We start from the raw sequence: 19,785 nt of genomic DNA, 5'->3' as shown, positions 1-19,785 counted from the left end.
CATGCTCACCAATATTCAGGGTCTGGTGGATCGACTTGATCTGGCGCCGTCCAAGGGCTTGATGCCTTTGTTCGAAGCGGTATCGAACGCGATGGATGCCATCGAGGAAGAGTTGGGCGCCCCGGTTGGAGGCAACATCTGCATCAGGTTGCTGGGCGACAATGATCTTGTCGCCCAAGCCGATGACGATACCCTCGTGATCGACGGATTCGAGATAACGACGACGGCGCGGGTTTCACTGACGCCAACATCGCGTCGTTCGGTGAGGCATATACGCTTTCCAAGGTAAAGGTTGGAGGCAAAGGCGTTGGTCGCTTTACCTTCCTCAAGGTGTTTTCTCAATGCTCTGTGGATAGCGTCTTCGAGAAGGAGGGGCAACGATACTCGCGAGCCTTCTCCTTCTCAATCCAGCGGGAGCTCGACGGTGCAGATAAGACCGTGGCGACAGATCGCCCCGTTGGAACCACGCTGACCTTACGCGGACTTACGGACAAATATCGCTCAGCATGGCCCATTGATCCGCAGACGCTGGCGGAGCGCGTGATCGCGCATTTTCTTATTCGATTTGCCGCTCGTTCTTGCCCACGCATCAGCCTGCAGGTGCCAGGCACGGCGGTAATGGACCTTCATGCGCTCTTCCAGACGACAGTGCAGAGCCACATTGAAGAGCGGTTCTTTGATGTTGATGAGCGCACGTTTGCCTTGCAGGCGTTTCGACACAAAGATTTGCGTGCAAGGCACGTTTATCACTTCTGCGCGAACGGGCGTGAAGTTACGACCGCGAAGCTCAAAGATCTTCTGCCAGAGCTGCCTGATGGATTGATAGACGAAGATCAGCAGGCGTACCAGAAATGCTTGATCGGAAGTTCCAGTCGATCAATAGTCTGCTTCAAAACGGATAACGGCTTACGCCGAGCTTGTCCAGAATATCGAACAGAATGCCCTTGTCCTCGGGCTGGATATTCGTGAGCTTGACCCCGTTCGGCAGCGCGATATCGAGGTGGCGGAACATCTCAGCATCAAGGCGCGACTTGCTCATCTCAACGTGCACGTTCAGTAACAAAGCGGACAGTTTAGCCCGCTGGAAATCTTGTGTGCCGAGGGAGCGACGAGTGTCAGTTTTGCCGTGCGTGAGGCGAAGGTAGTAGACCCCATGACGGGACCGGAGAAGGCGGGGGATCTTGTGCATGGTCGGGTATCTGTGACACCGACCGTGACACCACAAGAAAAAAGCCCTTGAACTTCGTGAGAAGTATCAAGGGCTTACAGCATTTGGTGGCGAATCAGGTACTTGAACCCGGGACCTGCGGATTATGATTCCGCGGCTGAGCTTTCATAAAACGTGGCGCTCGACAGGTAGGTTAGTCGCATCAATCTCGTCGCCCAGTCGCAAAACTGTGGCGCCAGTCGCACTTACTCTGGCGCCCTACGGGCACACCATCAATCAAACATCAATATTCCCAGCACGCAGCGCATTAGACTCGATGAACGCGCGACGCGGTTCTACGTCGTCACCCATCAGCGTGGTGAAGATGCCGTCCGCCGCGATCGCGTCTTCGATCTGCACGCGCAGCAGGCGGCGCACCGCCGGGTCCATCGTGGTTTCCCACAACTGCTCCGCGTTCATTTCGCCCAGACCCTTGTAGCGCTGCTTCGAGACCTTGCTTTCCGCATCGGCCATCAGCCACTTCATCGCCGACTTGAAGTTCGTCACCGGTTGCGAACGCTCGCCGCGCTTGATCGTCGCACCTTCACCAATCAGGCCCTTGAACGTCTCGGCTGTCTTCTGCAACTGCGCATAGTCCGCCGTCTGCAGGAAGTCCTGATCGATCACCGTCACCTTCACGTTGCCATGATGACGGCGCTCCACGCGCAGCGACGGCGCCGGTTCGGCATTCTCCACGTCTTCCATCACCGCCGTGATCGTGATCTCCGGAGCGAGCGGATCGTTGCTCAATGCCGCCTCCAGCGCCTTGGCCGAGGCCTGTGCCGACGCTTCGCTACCGAGATCGATCTCGACACCTTCGGTCACTGCCGTGAGTACCGACGACTCGTAAATGCGGCTCAGACGCTCGATCACGCCATCAGACAACTGGTAGCTGCGCGTCAGCTCGCCCAGTGCATCGCCCGTAATCGGCGCAGCGTCCGTCGTCGGCATCAGCTCGGCATTGTTCAACGCAAGCTTGAGCATGTACTGTCCCAGCTCGCTTTCGTCCTTGATGTAACGTTCGTCCTTGTTGTGCTTGATCTTGTACAACGGCGGTTGTGCGATATACACGTAACCGCGCTCGATCAGCTCCGGCACCTGACGATACAAGAACGTCAGCAGCAGCGTACGGATGTGCGCGCCGTCCACGTCAGCATCGGTCATGATGATGATGCGGTGATAACGCAACTTGTCGATGTTGTAGTCGTCTTTGCCAATACCGCAACCCAGCGCGGTAATCAGCGTCACGATCTGTTCGCTCGAAATCAACTTGTCGAAACGCGCCTTCTCGACGTTCAGCACCTTGCCGCGCAGCGGCAAAATCGCCTGGAACTTACGGTCGCGACCCTGCTTCGCCGAGCCGCCCGCCGAGTCGCCCTCGACCACGTAGATCTCGCACAGCGCCGGATCCTTCTCCTGACAATCCGCCAGCTTGCCCGGCAGACCCACGCCGTCGAGCACGCCCTTACGACGCGTCATCTCACGCGCCTTACGTGCAGCATCGCGCGCACGCGCCGCCTCAACGATCTTCCCGCAGATGATCTTCGCGTCGTTCGGCGTTTCCTGCAGGAACTCTTCCAGCGCCTTCGCCACGTACTCTTCCACCGGCGCACGCACTTCCGACGACACCAGCTTGTCCTTCGTCTGCGACGAGAACTTCGGCTCAGGCACCTTCACCGACAGCACGCACGTCAACCCTTCGCGCATGTCGTCACCGGTCGTCTCGACCTTGGCCTTCTTCGCCAGTTCGTTCTCGTCGATGTACTTGTTGATGATGCGCGTCATCGCCGCGCGCAACCCCGTCAAGTGCGCGCCACCATCACGCTGCGGAATGTTGTTCGTGAAGCACAGCACCGTCTCGTTGTAGCTGTCGTTCCACTGCATGGCGACTTCCACGCCGATACCGTCGCGCTCGCCCGTCACATGGAAGATCGTCGGGTGCAGCACCGACTTCGACTTGTTGATGTACTCGACGAAGCCCTTCACACCACCACCAAACGCGAAATCGTCTTCCTTGCCCGTGCGTTGATCCGTCAGACGAATCCGCACGCCGTTGTTCAGGAAGGACAGCTCGCGCATACGCTTGGCGAGAATGTCGTAGTGGAATTCGACCTTGCCGAAAATCGTCTCGTCAGCCAGGAAGTGCACTTCCGTGCCGCGCTTGTCCGTGTCGCCCAGGAGCTTCAGCGGCGACGTCTCGATACCGTCGACGACTTCCAACTCGCGGTTCTGCGGCACACCACGGTGGAACTCCATGAAATGCTTCTTGCCGTCGCGACGCACGGTCAGCTTCAGGTACGTGGAGAGCGCGTTCACGCACGACACACCCACGCCGTGCAGACCACCCGACACCTTGTAGCTGTTCTGGTCGAACTTGCCGCCAGCGTGCAACTCGGTCATCACGATTTCCGCAGCGCTACGCTTCGGCTCGTGCTTGTCGTCGAACTTGATGCCCGTGGGAATGCCGCGACCGTTGTCCGTCACGGAAATGGAATTGTCCGCGTGAATGATCACGTGGATGTCGTCGCAGTAACCCGCAAGCGCCTCGTCGATCGAGTTGTCCAGCACCTCGAATACCAAGTGATGCAGGCCCGTGCCGTCCGACGTGTCGCCAATGTACATGCCGGGACGCTTGCGCACAGCCTCCAGACCTTCAAGGATCTGGATGGAGGCTGCACCATAGCCGCTGTCGGCCTGCTTTTGCTGTTCGCTCATGACAATCTTCCGGTTACTGCGTCATTAACTGACGAATTACTGCTTCATGACCCGCCACCCCCGCGTGCTTTTGGCGCCGCGAAGGCAGGCTTATCCCGCAAAAGGATAATTCTCTAGAAACGCCAAAGGGGCGCTCGGCCCCTTCGCGCATATGACGGCGCGTATGGCGGAATATCCGCTCAAATGCGCATCGGCATGACGACGTATTTGAATTCGTCGTTGTCCGGCAAGGTAATCAAGGCGCTCGAGTTGGCGTCGCCCAGACTCACCTTTACCTGTTCGACCTTGAGGTTCGACAACACGTCGAGCAGGTACGTCACGTTAAAGCCGATATCCACCGACTCGCCCGTGTAATCGATCTCGAGTTCTTCCTGCGCTTCTTCGGTTTCCGCGTTGCTCGCGCTGATCTTCAGCAGGTTCTCGCTCACCAGGAAACGCACGCCCTTGAACTTGTCCGACGTCACGATGGCCGCACGCTGCAACGAGCGATGCAACTCTTCGCGGCTGATGACGAAGCTCTTGTTGTAACCCTTCGGGATCACACGGTTGAAGTCGGGGAACTTACCCTCGACCAGCTTCGAAACCAACTCGACATTCGCGAAGGTGAACTTGACCTGGCTCGGCGCCACATCGATCTTCACCTTGTCGTCGATGTCCTCAAGCAGACGCTGCAACTCGAGAATCGTCTTGCGCGGGATGATGACTTCCTGACGCGCGAAATTCTGACCCTCGATCGTGGTGTTGCAGTACGCCAGACGGTGACCGTCCGTTGCCACCGCTTCGATCTTCTCGCCCTCGACCACCAGCAGCATGCCGTTCAGGTAGTAACGGATGTCCTGCTGCGCCATGGCGAAATGCACCATGCCCAGCAATTGACGCAGCGCACGCTGCGGCAGCTCGAAGCTCGCGGCATAGTCCTTCGCTGCGGCCACGGTCGGGAAATCTTCGGCCGCCAGCGTCAGCAACTGGAATCGGCTCTTGCCGGCCTGCACCGTCAGACGCTTGTCCGACAGCGACAGCGCCACTTCGGCATCCGGCATGTTGCGCAGAATGTCGAGCAGCTTGCGCGCCGCCACGGTCGTCGCCACATCATCGGCGCCGGCACCGCAATCGGCGGTGGTCGTGATCTGCAACTCAAGATCGGTCGACAGGAAGGAAATGTCCTGTCCGTGCTTGCGAATGAGCAAATTGGCCAGAATCGGCAACGTATGGCGACGCTCGACGATGCCGCTCACAATTTGCAGCGGCCGCAGCAGATTGTCTCGTTGAGTTTTGACCAATTGCATATTTATCCTTCGTAGTAACTGTTAACGGGTATCAGTTTCTGCTGAAAACCCGAAGATTCCCTTATCAATCAATCGCTTGTGGAAGGGATAACAGGGCGGAAAACGCTGTGGACGAACAGGGGACGCATTGTGCGCCGATCCGCTATTGTGCCCGAAAACGCCAGTTCCCCCCAAACCACACCCAGCTTATCCACAGGGACGCGGACAACCCCGCCCGCCATCCCGCGTATCCGCCGGTTTTTACCCCTTGAGCGTCTGCTCCAGCACGTGCAACTCGTGATTGAGTTGCGCGTCCTTGCCCCGCTCTTCCGCAATCTTGCGTACCGCGTGAAGCACCGTCGTATGGTCGCGTCCGCCAAACAATTCACCGATTTCCGGCAAGCTCTTCTGCGTCAGCTCCTTTGCCAGATACATCGCAATTTGCCGTGGCCGTGCAATATTGGCAGGCCGTTTTTTCGAATACATGTCGGCGACCTTGATATTGTAAAAATCGGCCACCGTCTTTTGAATGTTTTCGACGGAAATCTGACGATTCTGAACCGTCAGCAGATCTTTCAGCGCTTCCTTCGTCAGTTCGATCGTGATCTCGCGACCATGGAACTTCGAGTACGCGAGAATCTTGCGCAGCGCACCTTCCAGCTCACGCACGTTCGAGCGCAAATGCTTGCCGACGAAGAACGCTACGTCCTCCGACAAGCCCACGCCCTCGGCCTGCGCCTTCTTGATAAGAATTGCCACGCGCATTTCCAGCTCGGGCGGCTCGATGGCCACCGTCAGGCCGGAATCGAAACGTGAAATCAGGCGATCGTCGATCCCGGTGATCTCCTTCGGGTACGTGTCGCTCGTGATGATCACCTGCGCACGGTTCGCGATGAGCGCCTCGAACGCATAGAAGAATTCTTCCTGCGTACGGCTCTTGCCCGAGAAGAATTGAATATCGTCGATCAGCAGCAAATCGAGCGAGTGGTAATAGCGCTTGAATTCGTCGAATGCCTTGCGCTGGTATGCCTTGACCACGTCGGACACGTACTGCTCGGCGTGGATGTACCGAATGCGCGGATTCTGCTTTTCCGCCAGCAACTGGTTGCCGATGGCGTGGATCAAGTGGGTCTTACCCAGACCGACGCCGCCGTACAGGAACAACGGGTTATACGACGTGCCAGGATTGTTCGCGACCTGAATCGCCGCGGCGCGGGCGAGCTGGTTCGATTTACCCGTCACGAAATTGTCGAACGTCAGCACGGGGTTGAGCTTCGAGCGCTCATAGATCGACTCGACCTCCCCAACCTGCGCCGGCTCTTGCGGCGTGACCCGCCAATTGCGGCGCACCGCCTCGGCTTCGCTGGCTTCGAGATCGGGACGCTCGCCGTCGAGCGACGCCGTATCGTTGCCATGTCCACCGGCCACCGCAACCTGTGCCGCAGCGGGCGCCGGATTCGCACGCGCCACGCCGGCCGGCCCCGCCGCAGGTGCGGCGCTCGGCGCAGGTGCCGGGGGCGGCGCGGGCGTCGACGACGGCACGCGCATGCCGGCCTTCGGATCGAGCACGAATGTGACCTCGATCGGTGCATTCCAATAATCCGCCGCCATGCTCTGGATCCGCCCGGAGAACTGGCTCTTCACCCAATCCAGCTTGAAGCGGTTGGGGGCGCCGATCTTGAGCGTGCGCGCCTGTTCATCGAAGTCGAGCGGCGCCAGCGGTTTGATCCAGGTGCGGAATTGCTGGGGCGTCAGCTCTTGTTCGAGTCGAGTCGCACAGTGTTGCCAGAAATCATTCATGCAGCGTGTGTCCAGGTGGCGCGGAACCTATCCGACTGCTTCGGTTGGCGCTCTTGCCGTCCACTATCTGTTACATCAGATATGGGGGCAGAACGTCGCAAACCAAGCCGGTAACCCCCGTCCCCAAACAGGGTTCAGATAGGCAACCGGCCGAGGTCGAGTCAGACCGGCGGCGCATTGCAGACGTCCGGAAACACACGAACCACGGCGCTGCGTTCGGATTTTGCCTCGCGCGGTGCGGCCGGCTTCGGCGCGCGCAGACGACAAAACCCGGCGCGCTATCCACATGGCGGCGTCACCGGTACTCTGCTGGGAAAAAATAGATGGAGGATTTTAACGCCAAAGCGTCGGCAAAGCGAGTTATCCACAGGAATGCCCACAGCACAGGCATCTCCGGGCGGGCGTGCCGCGTTAACCCGCCTGACTTTGCGCGCATGCTGCGCAAATGCCCAGCAATTGCGACGATTTGCCGCGACCGCCGGGATATCTCCCTCGCCAGACATTTATCCACCGACGGAAACTGATGCCGGAGGCAATTTCTGCCATTATCCACAGCCGGAAGGCCGCCGGGTGGTGAATCCAGGACATCAACAACACCGCCGGCGCGCGAGCGCGCTGCGGGCGATGGCTAACCTATTGACACACAACGGAAAAGCCGATTAAATAGCGGGTTCGTTAGAAAGACAACCGGATTCTTATCCAACTCCCGACGGCTGGGCCGCGCGTGAAAGTCCTTGAATTTGCAGGTTTTCACGGTGTCCATGTGGCGTTTCACGATGCTGCTGCGCGGGAATTTTTCACACAGTGAGTGCATCATGAAACGTACTTTTCAGCCTTCCGTGACGCGCCGCAAGCGCACCCATGGCTTCCTGGTTCGCATGAAGACCCGTGGTGGCCGTAAGGTCATCGCCGCTCGTCGCGCCAAGGGCCGTAAGCGCCTGGCCGTTTAATCGCGGATCTCGGTCGTACCGCGGTTTGCGCGTCAAATCCGCAAGGCGCGAAGTCCCGGCAATGGGGTTTCCCAAAGCTGCGCGACTTCTCAAAACGGATGAGTTTTCATCCGTTTTTAGTTTGCGCCCCCTGCGTCGCAGCGCGCACTTCGTGTTGTACATGCGCCGGCGTGAAACTGCGCCGGACACCCCTGTCGATGCCACGTCTGATGAAGGCCGCATCGGCATTGTCGTCGGCAAGAAGCACGCGCCCCGCGCGGTCACTCGCAACCTGATCAAACGTCAGGCACGCGAGATGTTCCGCCAGCGCCGCGCGGCTTTGGCTGGCTGGGACTTCGTACTGCGACTGACCCGGCGCTTCGACAAGGGGACGTACACTGCGGCGGCGGCACCGGTGTTGAACACACTGGTTCAGGCCGAATTCGCGCAGCTCTTCGATGCGGCCGAAAAAGCCGCCCGCAAGCGCCGCACGACCGACGACAAGACGGAAGGTAGTTAGTCCCCAAACGGTAGCGCCCGAACCTGGGCATGCGCCGCCCCCCGGCCACCTCGGCCGGACTGACAGGCGGAATCGAGATGCGAAGCGTGCTGTTGTTGCTCCTGCGCGGTTACAAGCTGGTGATCAGTCCCTGGCTGGGGAACCGTTGCCGCTTTCATCCGAGCTGCTCCGACTACGCGCGCGAGGCCATCGTCGAGCACGGTGCCGGTTACGGCACTTATCTCGCGGCCCGGCGTCTATGCCGCTGTCATCCGTTTCATCCCGGCGGTTTCGATCCCGTACCGCCGGCTCGACACGTCTGCAACGCTCCCGATCCTACCGCCGAAGGCGCCGAGAAGGCCGCCGGAAGCGACACGTCGCGAACCAAGCAGGCGGTCTCGTCCGGGCCCGCGGCCGCATCGGCAGTTACGCGCCGCGCGCCGGGCCATTCCTGAGTTTCGTCCACCACGAGTTACCGCATGGACATCAAACGCACCGTACTCTGGGTCATTTTCGCGCTGTCTGTCGTGATGCTTTTCGACAACTGGCAACGCAGCAATGGCCATTCGTCATTGTTCTTCCCGTCGCCGGAGGTGTCCACCCCGGCCGCCACGGGTAGCAATCAGACGCCGGCCAACGACCTGCCTCAAGCTGCCAACGCCGCTGCCGCTGCGGGTAGCGCACCGGGCAATGCGCCGGCCGCTGCCACTGCGCAGAAGGTGCGCATCACGACCGATGTCTTTGAGGCCGACATCAGCACGCAGGGCGGCACGCTGTCGTTCCTCGCGCTCACCAAGTGGCCTGACGCCGACGAAGCCGACAAGCATGTCGTGCTGTTCGACAACACGCCGAGCCATCAGTACTTCGCTCGCACGGGTCTGATCGGCGGCGACTACCCGAACCACAACGACATCTTCACGCAAGTGCCGGGTCCGACCACGCTGACCGGCGACTCGCTGACCGTGAAGTTCGAATCGCCGGTCAAGGGCGGCCTGCAGTTGGTGCGTGCTTACACGTTCCATCGCGGCAGCTACGTGATCGACGTGTCGAACACGATCGTCAACAAGACCGACGCCGCGATCAAACCGACGCTGTACATGGAACTCGTGCGTGACGGCCGTGAAATCAGTGGCGCGAAGTTCTCGCACACGTTCACGGGCCCGACGGTCTACAGCAGCGACGAGAAATTCCAGAAGATCACGTTCAGCGACATCGACAAGGACAAGGCGAAATACGTCAAGCAGTCGAGCGATGGCTGGATCGGCATGGTGCAGCATTACTTCGCCACGGCCTGGATTCCGAAGGAAGGCGCGACGCGCGACAACTACATCGGCAAGCTGGACAACGGCCTCTATCGCGTGGGCGTGAAAGAGCCGCTCGCGAGCATTCCGGCAGGCGGCACCGAGACCGTGGATGCGCGTCTGTTCGCCGGTCCGCAGGAAGAGCACATGCTCGAGCAGATTGCGCCGGGCCTGGAGCTGACGAAGGACTACGGTTACTTCACGATCCTCGCCAAGCCGCTGTTCTGGTTGCTCTCGAAGTTGCACGGACTGATCGGCAACTGGGGTTGGGCGATCATCGCCGTGACCGTCATCATCAAGCTGGTGTTCTTCCCGCTGTCGGCCGCAAGCTACAAGTCGATGGCGCGCATGAAGGAAATCACGCCGCGGATGCAGGCACTGCGTGAGCGCTACAAGAGCGATCCCCAGAAGATGAACGCAGCGCTCATGGAGCTGTACAAGACCGAGAAGGTCAATCCGTTCGGCGGCTGTATCCCGATCGTGATTCAGATTCCGGTGTTCATTGCGCTGTACTGGGTGTTGCTGTCGTCGGTGGAAATGCGCGGCGCGCCGTGGCTGGGCTGGATTCACGATCTCTCGACGCAGGATCCGTATTACATCCTGCCGGTGCTGATGGCCGTGTCGATGTTCATCCAGACCAAGCTGAACCCGACGCCGCCGGACCCGATGCAGGCCAAGATGATGATGTTCATGCCGCTGATTTTCTCGGTCATGTTCCTCTTCCTGCCTTCGGGCCTGGTGCTGTACTACGTGGTCAACAACACGTTGTCGATCGCGCAGCAATGGTCGATCAACCGGATGCTCGGTACCAAGAAGAAAGAAAAGGCGGCCTGACGATTCAGGTCCGACCGTCTGACTGACACTGCCGCCCGCGAGTCTCTCGCGGGCGGTTTTGTTTGGTGCATGTCAAAATAAGCCTCTGTTTTTCAAAGAATCGTTCCATGAGCGCCACCGTCTCGACTGTCCCGATCGCCGCCGTTGCCACCGCCCCCGGACGCGGCGGGATAGGCGTCGTGCGCGTGTCCTTCGGCAAGCACCGCGGCGACGCCGTGCAGCGCGTGATCGCGCGTCTGGTCGGGCAGCCGCTCAAGCCGCGACACGCGTCGTATCTGCCGTTTCTCGACGCCAGCGGCGAGGCATTGGATCGCGGCATTGCGCTGTACTTCCCTGGTCCGAATTCCTACACTGGCGAGGACGTGCTCGAACTTCAGGGCCACGGCGGGCCTATCGTGCTGCAATTGTTGTTGCAACGTTGCATCGACGAAGGCGCGGCACTGGGGGTTCGTCTGGCGGAGCCGGGCGAATTCACCCATCGCGCGTTTCTGAACGACAAGCTCGATCTGGCGCAGGCCGAGGCCGTGGCCGATCTGATCGAAGCGAGCACCGAAGCGGCGGCGCGCTCGGCAAGCCGCTCGCTGGACGGGGCGTTCTCGCGCGAGATTCATTCGCTGGTGGATCTGGTGATTCATCTGCGCATGCTGGTGGAAGCGACGCTCGACTTCCCGGAAGAGGAAATCGATTTTCTGGAGGCGGCCGACGCCTTCGGGCAACTCGAGCGGATTCGCGCGCAACTGGCGCATGTGCTGTCGCAGGCGAAGCAGGGCGCATTGCTGCGCGAAGGGATCAACGTGGTGCTGGCCGGGCAGCCCAACGTAGGCAAGTCGTCCTTGCTCAACGCACTGGCCGGTGCCGAACTGGCTATCGTCACGCCCATCGCCGGCACCACGCGCGACAAGGTGCAGCAGACGATTCAGATCGACGGCATTCCGCTTCACATCATCGACACGGCGGGTCTGCGAGAAACGGAAGACGAAGTCGAACGTATCGGCATCGCGCGTAGCTGGAGCGAGATCGCCAAGGCGGACGCCGTGCTGCATCTGCTCGACGCGCGTTCGGGAATGACACCGGAAGACGAAGACATCGCGAAGCAGTTGCCCAAGCACGTGCCCATCGTGCGCGTGTACAACAAGACCGATCTGGCGGGCGAACCCGCGACCGTGTTGCCGAAGGAGGGCACCGCACCGCTTGGCGTGCGATTGTCGGCGAAAGGCGGGCAGGGGATCGATCTGCTACGCGCAGAGCTGCTCAAGATTGCCGGCTGGCAGGCGGGGAACGAAGGCGTGTTTCTTGCGCGCGAGCGGCATTTGTCGGCGCTGCGTGCAGCCCGCGATCATATCGAGATGGCGGATGCACATGCGCGGCAGAATGCGAATGCGCTCGATCTCTTTGCCGAGGAATTGCGGCTCGCGCAGGAACAACTCAGCACGATCACCGGCGAGTTCACGTCGGATGATTTGCTCGGGGTGATTTTCAGCCGATTCTGTATCGGGAAATAGCCGGTTTTGAAGCCGGGTCTGGCAAAGCCGGGAAAGCAGTCCATCGCTACCGTTCGGCGGACTTCGGGCACATCACCCATTTTTCTCGAAAATTCCCGTAAAAAACGTAATGCTTTGAAACACTTCTAACACGTACCGTCATTGCTCCGGGAGGGGTACGGGCCTAGACTCGGAAGCGTCAGCTCCAGGGCGGCGTTGCGGCACATTTGGGGACATCCACCTCCTTGCGACGCGCGTACGCGAGGCGGAATCCACCGTGCCCGGAGTTTGTTCTTCGAGGTCCGTGTCGTGAAACGTCTTCCGGTTGTCATCGGCTTCGTTGCCGTGGCGGCTGCCCTGATCAGTGGCAGCGCCTTTGCCTGGCGAGGTGGCGTACGTGTCTGGGTCGGTCCCGGCTACTACCCCTATCCCTACGCCTACCCGTACTACGGGCCCAGCTATTACGCGCCCCCGGTCGTCGTCGTGCCCAGCCAGCCTCAGCAATACATCGAGCAGCCTCAGCCCGGCGCCCAGAACGCTCAGCCCGGCGCAAACAGCGACACCTGGTACTACTGCGACAAGGCCGGTGCTTACTATCCTTACGTAAAGACGTGTCCGAGCGGATGGCGCGAAGTGCCCGCGCAGCCGGTGAACTGATCTGGAGACGCGCCATGTCATTTGAATCGCCCCTCGTCTCCCAACCTCGCAAACCGTCGACGGCCATCGCGGGTGCCGCACACCACGTACGCGCCACCCGGCGTCTCGCTGTGCCCTTGGCCATCATCGCCGCCGCCGCCACACTCGCCGGTTGTGCCGTGGCACCCGCCGGCCCAAGCCTCATGGCATTGCCGGGCACCAACAAATCTTTCGATCAGTTCCGTCAGGACGATTTCAACTGCCGCCAATATGCCTCGGGCATGAATGGCGGTCTGGATAGCGCGACCGCCGCCAACAACAGTGCCGTCGGCAGCGCCGTAGTCGGCACGGCCATCGGCGCCGCAGCCGGTGCCGCCTTCGGAGGTGGCTCCGGGGCGGCGATCGGGGCCGGTGCAGGCCTGCTCGCCGGCAGCGCCGTGGGTATGGGCAACGCCCAGTCGTCTGCATATATGACGCAAAGCCGCTATGATCAGGCCTACGTTCAGTGCATGTATGCGTCCGGCAATCGCGTCCCCGTTCGCGGCGACATGGTGTTGCCGCAGCCGGCGCAGCGCTATGCGCCGCCGCCGCCTCCGCCCCCGGGCTGGAAGCCGCCTCCCGGCACCTACTGATCCCACATAAGACGTGACGCCGGCATCGCCCCCACAAGGTGACGATGCCGGCGAAATTGCGTCGCTTCGCCGAGACACCCAATGACCCACGATTCGATTGCCCGCGCCGTTCGCAACATTTCCCCCTTGCGCAAATGGGGCTGGGGAATGCTGCCCGGCGCTATCGCCGCCGTGCTTGTGCTCACGCCGCATGCCCACGCGCAGAACACGCCTGCACGGGCGAACCAGGCCGCGCCGGGGAGTGGGGCAGGAACGGCAGGCGCCACAGGCTCGGGCACCTTCAATCCGAGTGCCGACATCTCGCGCGCGGTCTCTCGCGACACGACCGACACGGCCATTCAGAACAACTGGAACAGCATCATGCGCCCGCCCGTGAAAGACAACCCCGAAGACAAACCGGTAGCGACGCCGCGCCGCGGTCGCGGCATCACACCGGGTATCTCGACAAACTGACACGAGCGGCATGCCACCCGCGGCGTAGCGTCCGCTCCCGCGGGTGACACCCGCCAAAGGGGTCCACACGACACCCCGCCCTCCTCGGGGCCCGGCTGGCATTCGCCCGATCGCCCGTCTACTATGAGAATCATCAGCAGGACCCAACCCCTGGTGTTCTCATGCGACTTTTCCTTGCCCTATGGCCCGGGCCGGGTGTACGCGAGCAGCTTCACGCATGGGCCGTCTCGGCTCATGCGGAATGCGGCGGACGTGTGCTGCGCGCCCAGACTTTGCACCTGACGCTGGCGTTTCTCGACGAGGTCGATCCCGCCCGTCTCCCGGTACTGCTTGCGCTCATGCAACGCACACCGCTCGTTCCGCTCACGCTCACCTTCGATCATCTTGGCTACTGGTCCGATCGCAAGATCGTCTGGGCCGGTGCGCCCGCAGTTCCCGACAGCCTCATCGCCACCCGCGACACGCTGCTGTCTCAATGGCGTGCGACGGGTGCCCGAGTGGTGACGCAGTCGTTTCGCCCGCATGTCTCACTCCTGCGCCATGCGCGTCGCGCGCCGTCGGATCCGTATCCGCGTCCGCTGATCTGGCATTGCGACGGCTACGTTCTCGTGCACTCGGTACGCACGCCGCGCGGGCCGCACTACCGCGTGCTCGCAGAGCATCGCGGCACCTTGCCCGATGGATTTTTCTTAACGTCGACGGAGAAATCGGCGATAGCCACAACGCAATACGGTATATTCGGATGACGATGCGCCAACCGGTTGGCGCATCGGTTTTTCGTCATTCGCAGGAGGCTCAAGTGCAAGTCGGATCGATCGTCAAATCCAATCACATCGCAGTGCCGCGTGGTGCCATTGGCATCGTCACCCGCATGCTGGGAGACATGGCGATGGTGTGCTGGTACTCCGGCCAGCCCGGTGCATCGAAACAACTCAACACAGAACCGTTCTTCATTGTCGACCTGATCGAAACAGGCGATGTGATGCCCGTCGGGGGAAGCCCCATCCTGCACTGAATAGTGTGTTGCGCCGAGAGGCGCTCGGATAAGAAAACGCCGGCCCGTCTTTCGATGGGCCGGCGTTTCGTTTGTCAGGGAAACGGAACGGGATTCACACCTGGTCCGCGCGCTGGCGCATGAGCGCATCGAGTCGCGCCGCCATCCGCTCGCGCCGCTTGCGCGATGTGCGATGCAGCAGCACGCCCATGGCAAGCAACACCACACACCCAATCAAGAAGACGCCGTAGGGCAGCATATCGCCATGCAGACGTATGCTGACTTGCACGGGCGTCGCGGCCGTGCAGATGATCGTGCCCGCGCGCATGCCCGTGTAGTGCATGCCACACACGGCCACCGCCATGACCAAGGACGCCAGCCCGCGTTGCAGCGTGGTCTCCAGATGGAACGCCAGCCACAGCGCGACACTCGCCGCCACAATCGCAATGAGCACCGACAGCGCAACGATCGTCGCGTCCCATTCGAAGTACGCCTGCGTGCGCATGGCGCTCATGCCCAGGTAATGCATGCCGGCCACGCCCAATCCGCCCGCCACGCCGGCGATCGTGCATTGCAGGCCATTGCGATACGGTGCGCGGGCGACATACCAGAGCGCCGCCCCCGAGACCACGACCGCCAGCAACAGACTGCCCAGCGTCGGCCAGAGGGAATACGCCACGGGGAAGGGCATGCGTTGCGCAGCCATGCCGATGAAGTGCATACCCCAGATGCCAATGCCTCCGAGGGCCAGAGCCGACACCACGAGATAACCCAGACTGATGCGTCCGTCGTCGTCGCGAATACGCGATGCGGCCACCAGCGCGACATAGGCCCCCAGCGCCGATATCACGAAGGAAAGCAGAACAAGAAGCTCGCTGTATTGAAGGGGAACGACGCTGCCTGGCTGCATGGGCTTATCCTGTGGTTTCGCTGTCGCCCCGGCGCCGGAAGCGCGGGAGAGAGAGAGAACTTTATTGAGCCTGCACACACGCCCAGGGGACTGCGACGTGGCATCGTGCACGTCGGGCGTCAGCGCCGATTCAATCTTGCTCGCCCACTCGCGTCAAGGGATAAAAGCGTCTTGCGTTCGCAAGACGAAGGCGATTTGCCGCACCCGGCTGACGCGCGATGAAACGGCCCCGCTGGAAACCCTTACGGGACGCGTGATTCGCGCAACGCCTGCTGATTCGAGTGGCCGACGGGCGGGTTTCCTGACGATTTAGAGCACGGTTTCCAAACTCACGTCGCACACGGTTGCCGTTCTGCGGCACCATCCGGTGAAAGATATCGGTCGCGGTCCATCACGACGCGGCCGTCATTTCAGGGAGACGATGCATATGGCAGACGCCGCCACGGCAAGCGCCACCGCCGCGCCGCAAGGGGCGCCGCTGACCGGTGCGCGACTGGCGATCCTCACGATAGGCCTCGCACTGGGCACCTTCATGGAAGTGCTCGACACATCCATCGCCAACGTTGCCGTGCCGACCATCGCGGGAAGCGTAGGCGTGTCGAACAGTCAGGGCACCTGGGTCATCAGCTCGTACGCGGTGGCCGCAGCTATCGCGGTGCCGCTCACCGGTTGGCTGGCACGACGCGTGGGCGAAGCAAGGTTGTTCGTGTCGTCGGTCACGGCCTTCACGGTGGCGTCGATGCTCTGCGGTCTGGCGCCCAACATGGAAACGCTCGTCTTCTTCCGTTTGTTGCAGGGCCTTGTGTCCGGCCCGATGGTGCCGCTCTCGCAGACCATTTTGCTGCGCAGCTTCCCCGAGAAAAAGCGGGGTCTCGCGCTCGGGCTGTGGGCCATGACCGTGATCGTCGCGCCAATCTTCGGTCCCGTCGTGGGCGGGTGGATCACAGACAATTACACATGGCCGTGGATCTTCTACATCAATGTGCCCGTCGGCATCTTCTCGGCGGGGTCCTGTTTCCTCCTGTTACGCGGGCACGAAACAAAGACGCAGAAGCTGCCCATCGATCTGATCGGCCTGGCGTTGCTGGCCATCGGCGTGGGGTCTTTGCAGATGATGCTCGACCTCGGCAAGGACCGCGACTGGTTCAACAACAGCCTGATCGTCACGCTCGCGCTCACCGCCGCGATCTGCCTGTCGTTCCTGATCCTGTGGGAGCTGACATCCGATAAGCCCATCGTCGACCTGACACTGTTCAAGGATCGCAACTTCGCGTTAGGCGTGGTGGTGATTTCGTTCGGCTTCATGACGTTCTTCGCCTCGGTGGTCATCTTCCCGCTGTGGCTCCAAACGGTCATGGGCTACACGCCGGGCAAAGCCGGGCTGGCGACGGCGCCTGTTGGCCTGCTGGCGCTAGTGCTCTCACCGCTCATCGGGCAGAACATGAATCGGCTGAACCTGCGGGCAGTCGCCTCGTTCGCGTTCGTCGTGTTCGCCGGGGTGTCCTTCTGGAATTCGCACTTTGCGCTGAATCTGTCGTTCGCGAAGGTCATCGAGCCCCGGCTCGTTCAGGGCATCGGTATCGCATGCTTCTTCGTGCCTGTGACGACCATCACGCTTTCGAGCATTTCAGACGATCGCCTCGCCGCGGCCTCCGGGCTGTCGAACTTCTTCCGCACCCTGTCGGGCGCCATCGGCACCGCCGTGAGTACGACCCTGTGGGAAGACCGGGCGATCTACCATCACGCAAGGCTCGCCGAGAGCATCACCCCCTATTCCGACGCCACGACGAGCTATCTCGACCAGTTGCGCCAAGGGTTGGGGCTCGCAAACGGGGCCGACTTCGGCATGCTCAACGATCTCGTCACCCGGCAGTCTTTCATGCTGGCCACGAACGACGTCTTTCACCTCTCGGGATATGTCTTTCTCGTCATGGCGGCGCTCGTCTGGCTAACCCGCCCCAAGCGGGGCACCCAAGCTGCGATGGGCCACTGACATCCGCTTTCCTCCGGCCTGCACCGGCGATCGTTCCAGAAAAGCAACAATACTTTCCGGCATCCTGGCTTCTGGCCGTCACGTCCGGGCGCTAACATGCGATATTGCGCTCATTCGCCAACAGGTACCCGGCATGCTGTTCGATCTGATCGCCCGCTACGGGCTCTGGCTGGTCTTTCTGAATATCTTCGGACAAGCGCTGGGGCTGCCGCTGCCGGCTTATCCCACGCTCATCGTCACGGCGTCGACGTCGCTCTTCCCGGCGGCGTTGATTGTCGCCCTCGCGGTTTTCGCTGCGCTGCTGGGCGACACCCTCTGGTTCCTCGCCGGACGACGCTATGGCCACCACATCCTGCGGCTGATGTGCCGGCTGTCGATCTCTCCCGATACGTGCGTGAGCCGCACGGAGGGTGCGATGGGACGCCATGGCGTGCGAGTGCTGATGTTCGCCCGCTTCGTGCCGGGACTCTCGGCCCTGTCGGTGCCGATGGCCGGCGCGCTCGGCGTGTCCTGGCGCACGTTCCTGATGTACGACGCCATCGGTGCGGTGCTCTGGTCGGGTGTCGCCGTAGCCCTCGGGTTCGGCTTCGCGTCGCGCATCGTGGCCGTACTCGACGCCTTCGATACGCTCGGCCGTGGCGTGCTGTGGCTGGTCGCGCTGGTCTTCGTGCTTTATCTGCTCAATCGATGGCTCAACCGTTACCGCCTGCTGCGCTCGCTGCGCATGGCGCGTATCGGCGTTCAAACGCTTGAGGCGTGGATGAACGACGAAGTGACGCCGGTCGTGATCGACGTGCGCTCAGCCGCTCGCCGGGCGATCGATCCGTTCACGATTCCCGGTTCGCTCGCGATCGAGCCAGACGAAATCGCCGAGAAACTGCGGGATATTCCGCGCGATCGCCGGATTGTGGTGTTTTGCGCTTGTCCGAACGAGGTGACGGCGGCCCGTCTGGCGCAGCAACTGCGTGCGCAGGGCTTTGCCGAAGTGCGTCCGTTGCTTGGCGGCCTCGACGCCTGGCGAGATGCCGGCTACACCGTCGAGAAGATCGACGGCATCGACATGCTCGTCCCGGCACATTGATATTCCGCCGCTAGCGCAATGCATTGCGCACCACTGAATGACGCGCGCTTATCCGCAAGGAAGCGCGCGTCTTGCTTTGCATCACGCTTCGTTGAGGACTTCGCGAAGTTGGAGAAGCAGGGTTCGCAAGGTCTTCTGCGCCGCATCGGATTGCCCGGTGACAGCCTGTACCTGTGCAGGCACCAAACGCGCCTCTCGACGTAGGTTCACACCTCTCGGTGTCAGGTCGATGAACACCTGACGTTCGTCGGCCTCTCCACGGCGACGCGTCAAAAGCCCCATGGTTTCCAGTCGTTTCAGCAATGGCGTGAGTGTGCCGGAGTCGAGTCCGAGACGTGCGCCAAGCTGATTGACGGCGAGATCGTCTTGCTCCCAGAGCACCGTCATCACAAGATACTGCGAGTACGTCAGACCCAGTCTATCGAGCATCGGCTTGTGTGCTTTTGTCATGGCAAGCGATGCCGAGTACAAGGCGAAACCCAACTGCTCTTCGAGACGCACGGGCGATTTTTGTGCGGCTTTTTTGCTCACTGCCATTCCGGTATGACTTCTCAGTTCCAATTCGATTGCGCGCCATTCTATTTCACCGCGTGGAATGTGACCAGTTCGAAAGACGAACCGAATGACGCGCTTCTCGAGAAATTTCAAGGGAAGTCCATGCGGCCTGCGCGCGCGGCATACGAAGCGATGACACCGGGTCGGGAGGGATGGCGGTAAGGGGCAGGGCGGTGCTTTCGTGCCGGCACGCCAACACCGGCGGAAATCATCACCGGCGGTGAAGCTGGCCCCGGAACACAGTGAAGAAAAGTGTCCTAACCTTGCGCCAAGCGCTCGGAATTTACCTTTATCTGAATAACGTTCAGAAAATCCCCACGGGGGTGGCTATCGCTGGCACCCAAAGCGGCGAAAACGCGGGAAGCAGGTCAAATGCTCGCCGCATCGCAGTCGCTCGAAGCGTGTGGCGGACCGCAATCGACAGGGCTTAAAAACACCTTATCTGAGCATGCCTCATTTTTTTCGGTGGAATCGGCGGTGTCGATGGCATTCACGGCGTT

Annotated in this window: 20 protein-coding genes; 13 read left to right on the top strand and 7 right to left on the bottom strand. The window is 61.1% G+C overall.

Annotated features, from left to right (window positions below; translation table 11 throughout):
• Position 1 precedes the first annotated feature (1 nt).
• Positions 2 to 289, top strand: coding sequence for a hypothetical protein (locus C266_RS27975; RefSeq protein WP_010806670.1), 288 nt, complete (start codon positions 2 to 4; stop codon positions 287 to 289).
• Positions 290 to 501: 212 nt separating this feature from the next.
• Here the strand turns inward: C266_RS27975 and C266_RS27970 are convergent, their stop codons facing one another.
• The 5 genes from C266_RS27970 to dnaA all read right to left on the bottom strand — a co-directional run bounded on the left by C266_RS27970 (position 502) and on the right by dnaA (position 6,987).
• On the bottom strand, positions 502 to 720 hold the full coding sequence (locus tag C266_RS27970) for a hypothetical protein (RefSeq protein WP_051126576.1): 219 nt from the start codon (positions 718 to 720) through the stop codon (positions 502 to 504).
• 169 nt (positions 721 to 889) lie between these two features.
• Positions 890 to 1,189, bottom strand: coding sequence for a hypothetical protein (locus C266_RS27125; protein ID WP_010806668.1), 300 nt, complete (start codon positions 1,187 to 1,189; stop codon positions 890 to 892).
• Between the two features lie 255 nt (positions 1,190 to 1,444).
• Positions 1,445 to 3,922 carry a DNA topoisomerase (ATP-hydrolyzing) subunit B gene (gene gyrB / locus C266_RS25825; protein ID WP_010806667.1) on the bottom strand — a complete coding sequence of 826 codons (2,478 nt, stop codon included), beginning with the start codon at positions 3,920 to 3,922 and terminating at the stop codon, positions 1,445 to 1,447.
• Between the two features lie 179 nt (positions 3,923 to 4,101).
• On the bottom strand, positions 4,102 to 5,208 hold the full coding sequence (gene dnaN, locus C266_RS25820; protein ID WP_010806666.1) for a DNA polymerase III subunit beta: 1,107 nt from the start codon (positions 5,206 to 5,208) through the stop codon (positions 4,102 to 4,104).
• 240 nt (positions 5,209 to 5,448) lie between these two features.
• Entirely contained in the window at positions 5,449 to 6,987 is a 1,539-nt protein-coding gene (dnaA, locus tag C266_RS25815) for a chromosomal replication initiator protein DnaA (protein ID WP_010806665.1), read from the bottom strand.
• 815 nt (positions 6,988 to 7,802) lie between these two features.
• Here dnaA and rpmH point away from each other — a divergent pair.
• The 10 genes from rpmH to C266_RS25765 all read left to right on the top strand — a co-directional run bounded on the left by rpmH (position 7,803) and on the right by C266_RS25765 (position 14,767).
• Positions 7,803 to 7,937 carry a 50S ribosomal protein L34 gene (gene rpmH / locus C266_RS25810; RefSeq protein WP_010806664.1) on the top strand — a complete coding sequence of 45 codons (135 nt, stop codon included), beginning with the start codon at positions 7,803 to 7,805 and terminating at the stop codon, positions 7,935 to 7,937.
• A 61-nt stretch (positions 7,938 to 7,998) separates the two neighbouring features.
• The gene (gene rnpA / locus C266_RS25805) at positions 7,999 to 8,436 is read left to right on the top strand and encodes a ribonuclease P protein component (protein WP_051126575.1); all 438 of its coding nucleotides are present in this window, start codon (positions 7,999 to 8,001) and stop codon (positions 8,434 to 8,436) included.
• Between the two features lie 77 nt (positions 8,437 to 8,513).
• Positions 8,514 to 8,870 carry a membrane protein insertion efficiency factor YidD gene (yidD, locus tag C266_RS25800; protein WP_036664670.1) on the top strand — a complete coding sequence of 119 codons (357 nt, stop codon included), beginning with the start codon at positions 8,514 to 8,516 and terminating at the stop codon, positions 8,868 to 8,870.
• Between the two features lie 24 nt (positions 8,871 to 8,894).
• Positions 8,895 to 10,550, top strand: a complete 1,656-nt coding sequence (yidC, locus tag C266_RS25795; protein WP_010806661.1) for a membrane protein insertase YidC — start codon at positions 8,895 to 8,897, stop codon at positions 10,548 to 10,550.
• Positions 10,551 to 10,657: 107 nt separating this feature from the next.
• Entirely contained in the window at positions 10,658 to 12,052 is a 1,395-nt protein-coding gene (mnmE, locus tag C266_RS25790) for a tRNA uridine-5-carboxymethylaminomethyl(34) synthesis GTPase MnmE (protein ID WP_010806660.1), read from the top strand.
• A gap of 288 nt (positions 12,053 to 12,340) precedes the next feature.
• A complete protein-coding gene (locus tag C266_RS25785) occupies positions 12,341 to 12,688 on the top strand; it encodes a hypothetical protein (RefSeq protein WP_036664668.1) in 348 nt (115 codons plus the stop codon).
• 14 nt (positions 12,689 to 12,702) lie between these two features.
• Complete coding sequence (locus tag C266_RS25780) at positions 12,703 to 13,299, top strand: YMGG-like glycine zipper-containing protein (RefSeq protein WP_010806658.1); 597 nt, start codon at positions 12,703 to 12,705, stop codon at positions 13,297 to 13,299.
• An 81-nt stretch (positions 13,300 to 13,380) separates the two neighbouring features.
• Positions 13,381 to 13,752 carry a hypothetical protein gene (locus C266_RS25775; protein WP_010806657.1) on the top strand — a complete coding sequence of 124 codons (372 nt, stop codon included), beginning with the start codon at positions 13,381 to 13,383 and terminating at the stop codon, positions 13,750 to 13,752.
• A gap of 161 nt (positions 13,753 to 13,913) precedes the next feature.
• On the top strand, positions 13,914 to 14,498 hold the full coding sequence (gene thpR, locus C266_RS25770; RefSeq protein ID WP_010806656.1) for an RNA 2',3'-cyclic phosphodiesterase: 585 nt from the start codon (positions 13,914 to 13,916) through the stop codon (positions 14,496 to 14,498).
• A gap of 53 nt (positions 14,499 to 14,551) precedes the next feature.
• Positions 14,552 to 14,767 carry a hypothetical protein gene (locus C266_RS25765; RefSeq protein ID WP_010806655.1) on the top strand — a complete coding sequence of 72 codons (216 nt, stop codon included), beginning with the start codon at positions 14,552 to 14,554 and terminating at the stop codon, positions 14,765 to 14,767.
• 94 nt (positions 14,768 to 14,861) lie between these two features.
• Here C266_RS25765 and C266_RS25760 read toward each other — a convergent pair whose 3' ends face one another.
• On the bottom strand, positions 14,862 to 15,656 hold the full coding sequence (locus C266_RS25760; protein ID WP_010806654.1) for an MHYT domain-containing protein: 795 nt from the start codon (positions 15,654 to 15,656) through the stop codon (positions 14,862 to 14,864).
• A 427-nt stretch (positions 15,657 to 16,083) separates the two neighbouring features.
• Here C266_RS25760 and C266_RS25755 point away from each other — a divergent pair, with 427 nt between their 5' ends.
• Positions 16,084 to 17,649, top strand: a complete 1,566-nt coding sequence (locus C266_RS25755; protein WP_010806653.1) for a DHA2 family efflux MFS transporter permease subunit — start codon at positions 16,084 to 16,086, stop codon at positions 17,647 to 17,649.
• 133 nt (positions 17,650 to 17,782) lie between these two features.
• Positions 17,783 to 18,730 (top strand): DedA family protein/thiosulfate sulfurtransferase GlpE, encoded by a 948-nt coding sequence (locus tag C266_RS25750; protein ID WP_010806652.1) that lies wholly within the window; start codon positions 17,783 to 17,785, stop codon positions 18,728 to 18,730.
• Between the two features lie 81 nt (positions 18,731 to 18,811).
• Here the strand turns inward: C266_RS25750 and C266_RS25745 are convergent, their stop codons facing one another.
• A complete protein-coding gene (locus C266_RS25745) occupies positions 18,812 to 19,267 on the bottom strand; it encodes a MarR family winged helix-turn-helix transcriptional regulator (protein ID WP_010806651.1) in 456 nt (151 codons plus the stop codon).
• Between the last annotated feature and the right edge of the window lie 518 nt (positions 19,268 to 19,785).

It is taken from the genome of Pandoraea sp. SD6-2 (assembly GCF_000389825.1).
GTDB lineage: Bacteria > Pseudomonadota > Gammaproteobacteria > Burkholderiales > Burkholderiaceae > Pandoraea > Pandoraea communis.
Note: the sequence above shows the minus strand (reverse complement) of the source record. Positions and strands in the feature narration are given on the sequence as shown.

Excerpts from the sequence above, each read along its gene's own strand:
- yidC (WP_010806661.1), top strand. The coding sequence starts at position 8,895 with ATGGACATCAAACGCACCGTACTCTGGGTCATTTTCGCGCTGTCTGTC.
- dnaN (WP_010806666.1), bottom strand. The coding sequence starts at position 5,208 with ATGCAATTGGTCAAAACTCAACGAGACAATCTGCTGCGGCCGCTGCAA.
- C266_RS25760 (WP_010806654.1), bottom strand. The coding sequence starts at position 15,656 with ATGCAGCCAGGCAGCGTCGTTCCCCTTCAATACAGCGAGCTTCTTGTT.
- gyrB (WP_010806667.1), bottom strand. The coding sequence starts at position 3,922 with ATGAGCGAACAGCAAAAGCAGGCCGACAGCGGCTATGGTGCAGCCTCC.
- yidD (WP_036664670.1), top strand. The coding sequence starts at position 8,514 with ATGCGAAGCGTGCTGTTGTTGCTCCTGCGCGGTTACAAGCTGGTGATC.
- C266_RS25750 (WP_010806652.1), top strand. The coding sequence starts at position 17,783 with ATGCTGTTCGATCTGATCGCCCGCTACGGGCTCTGGCTGGTCTTTCTG.
- C266_RS25745 (WP_010806651.1), bottom strand. The coding sequence starts at position 19,267 with ATGGCAGTGAGCAAAAAAGCCGCACAAAAATCGCCCGTGCGTCTCGAA.
- rnpA (WP_051126575.1), top strand. The coding sequence starts at position 7,999 with ATGGGGTTTCCCAAAGCTGCGCGACTTCTCAAAACGGATGAGTTTTCA.
- C266_RS27975 (WP_010806670.1), top strand. The coding sequence starts at position 2 with ATGCTCACCAATATTCAGGGTCTGGTGGATCGACTTGATCTGGCGCCG.
- mnmE (WP_010806660.1), top strand. The coding sequence starts at position 10,658 with ATGAGCGCCACCGTCTCGACTGTCCCGATCGCCGCCGTTGCCACCGCC.
- C266_RS25780 (WP_010806658.1), top strand. The coding sequence starts at position 12,703 with ATGTCATTTGAATCGCCCCTCGTCTCCCAACCTCGCAAACCGTCGACG.
- C266_RS25775 (WP_010806657.1), top strand. The coding sequence starts at position 13,381 with ATGACCCACGATTCGATTGCCCGCGCCGTTCGCAACATTTCCCCCTTG.
- dnaA (WP_010806665.1), bottom strand. The coding sequence starts at position 6,987 with ATGAATGATTTCTGGCAACACTGTGCGACTCGACTCGAACAAGAGCTG.
- C266_RS27125 (WP_010806668.1), bottom strand. The coding sequence starts at position 1,189 with ATGCACAAGATCCCCCGCCTTCTCCGGTCCCGTCATGGGGTCTACTAC.
- C266_RS25755 (WP_010806653.1), top strand. The coding sequence starts at position 16,084 with ATGGCAGACGCCGCCACGGCAAGCGCCACCGCCGCGCCGCAAGGGGCG.
- rpmH (WP_010806664.1), top strand. The coding sequence starts at position 7,803 with ATGAAACGTACTTTTCAGCCTTCCGTGACGCGCCGCAAGCGCACCCAT.
- thpR (WP_010806656.1), top strand. The coding sequence starts at position 13,914 with ATGCGACTTTTCCTTGCCCTATGGCCCGGGCCGGGTGTACGCGAGCAG.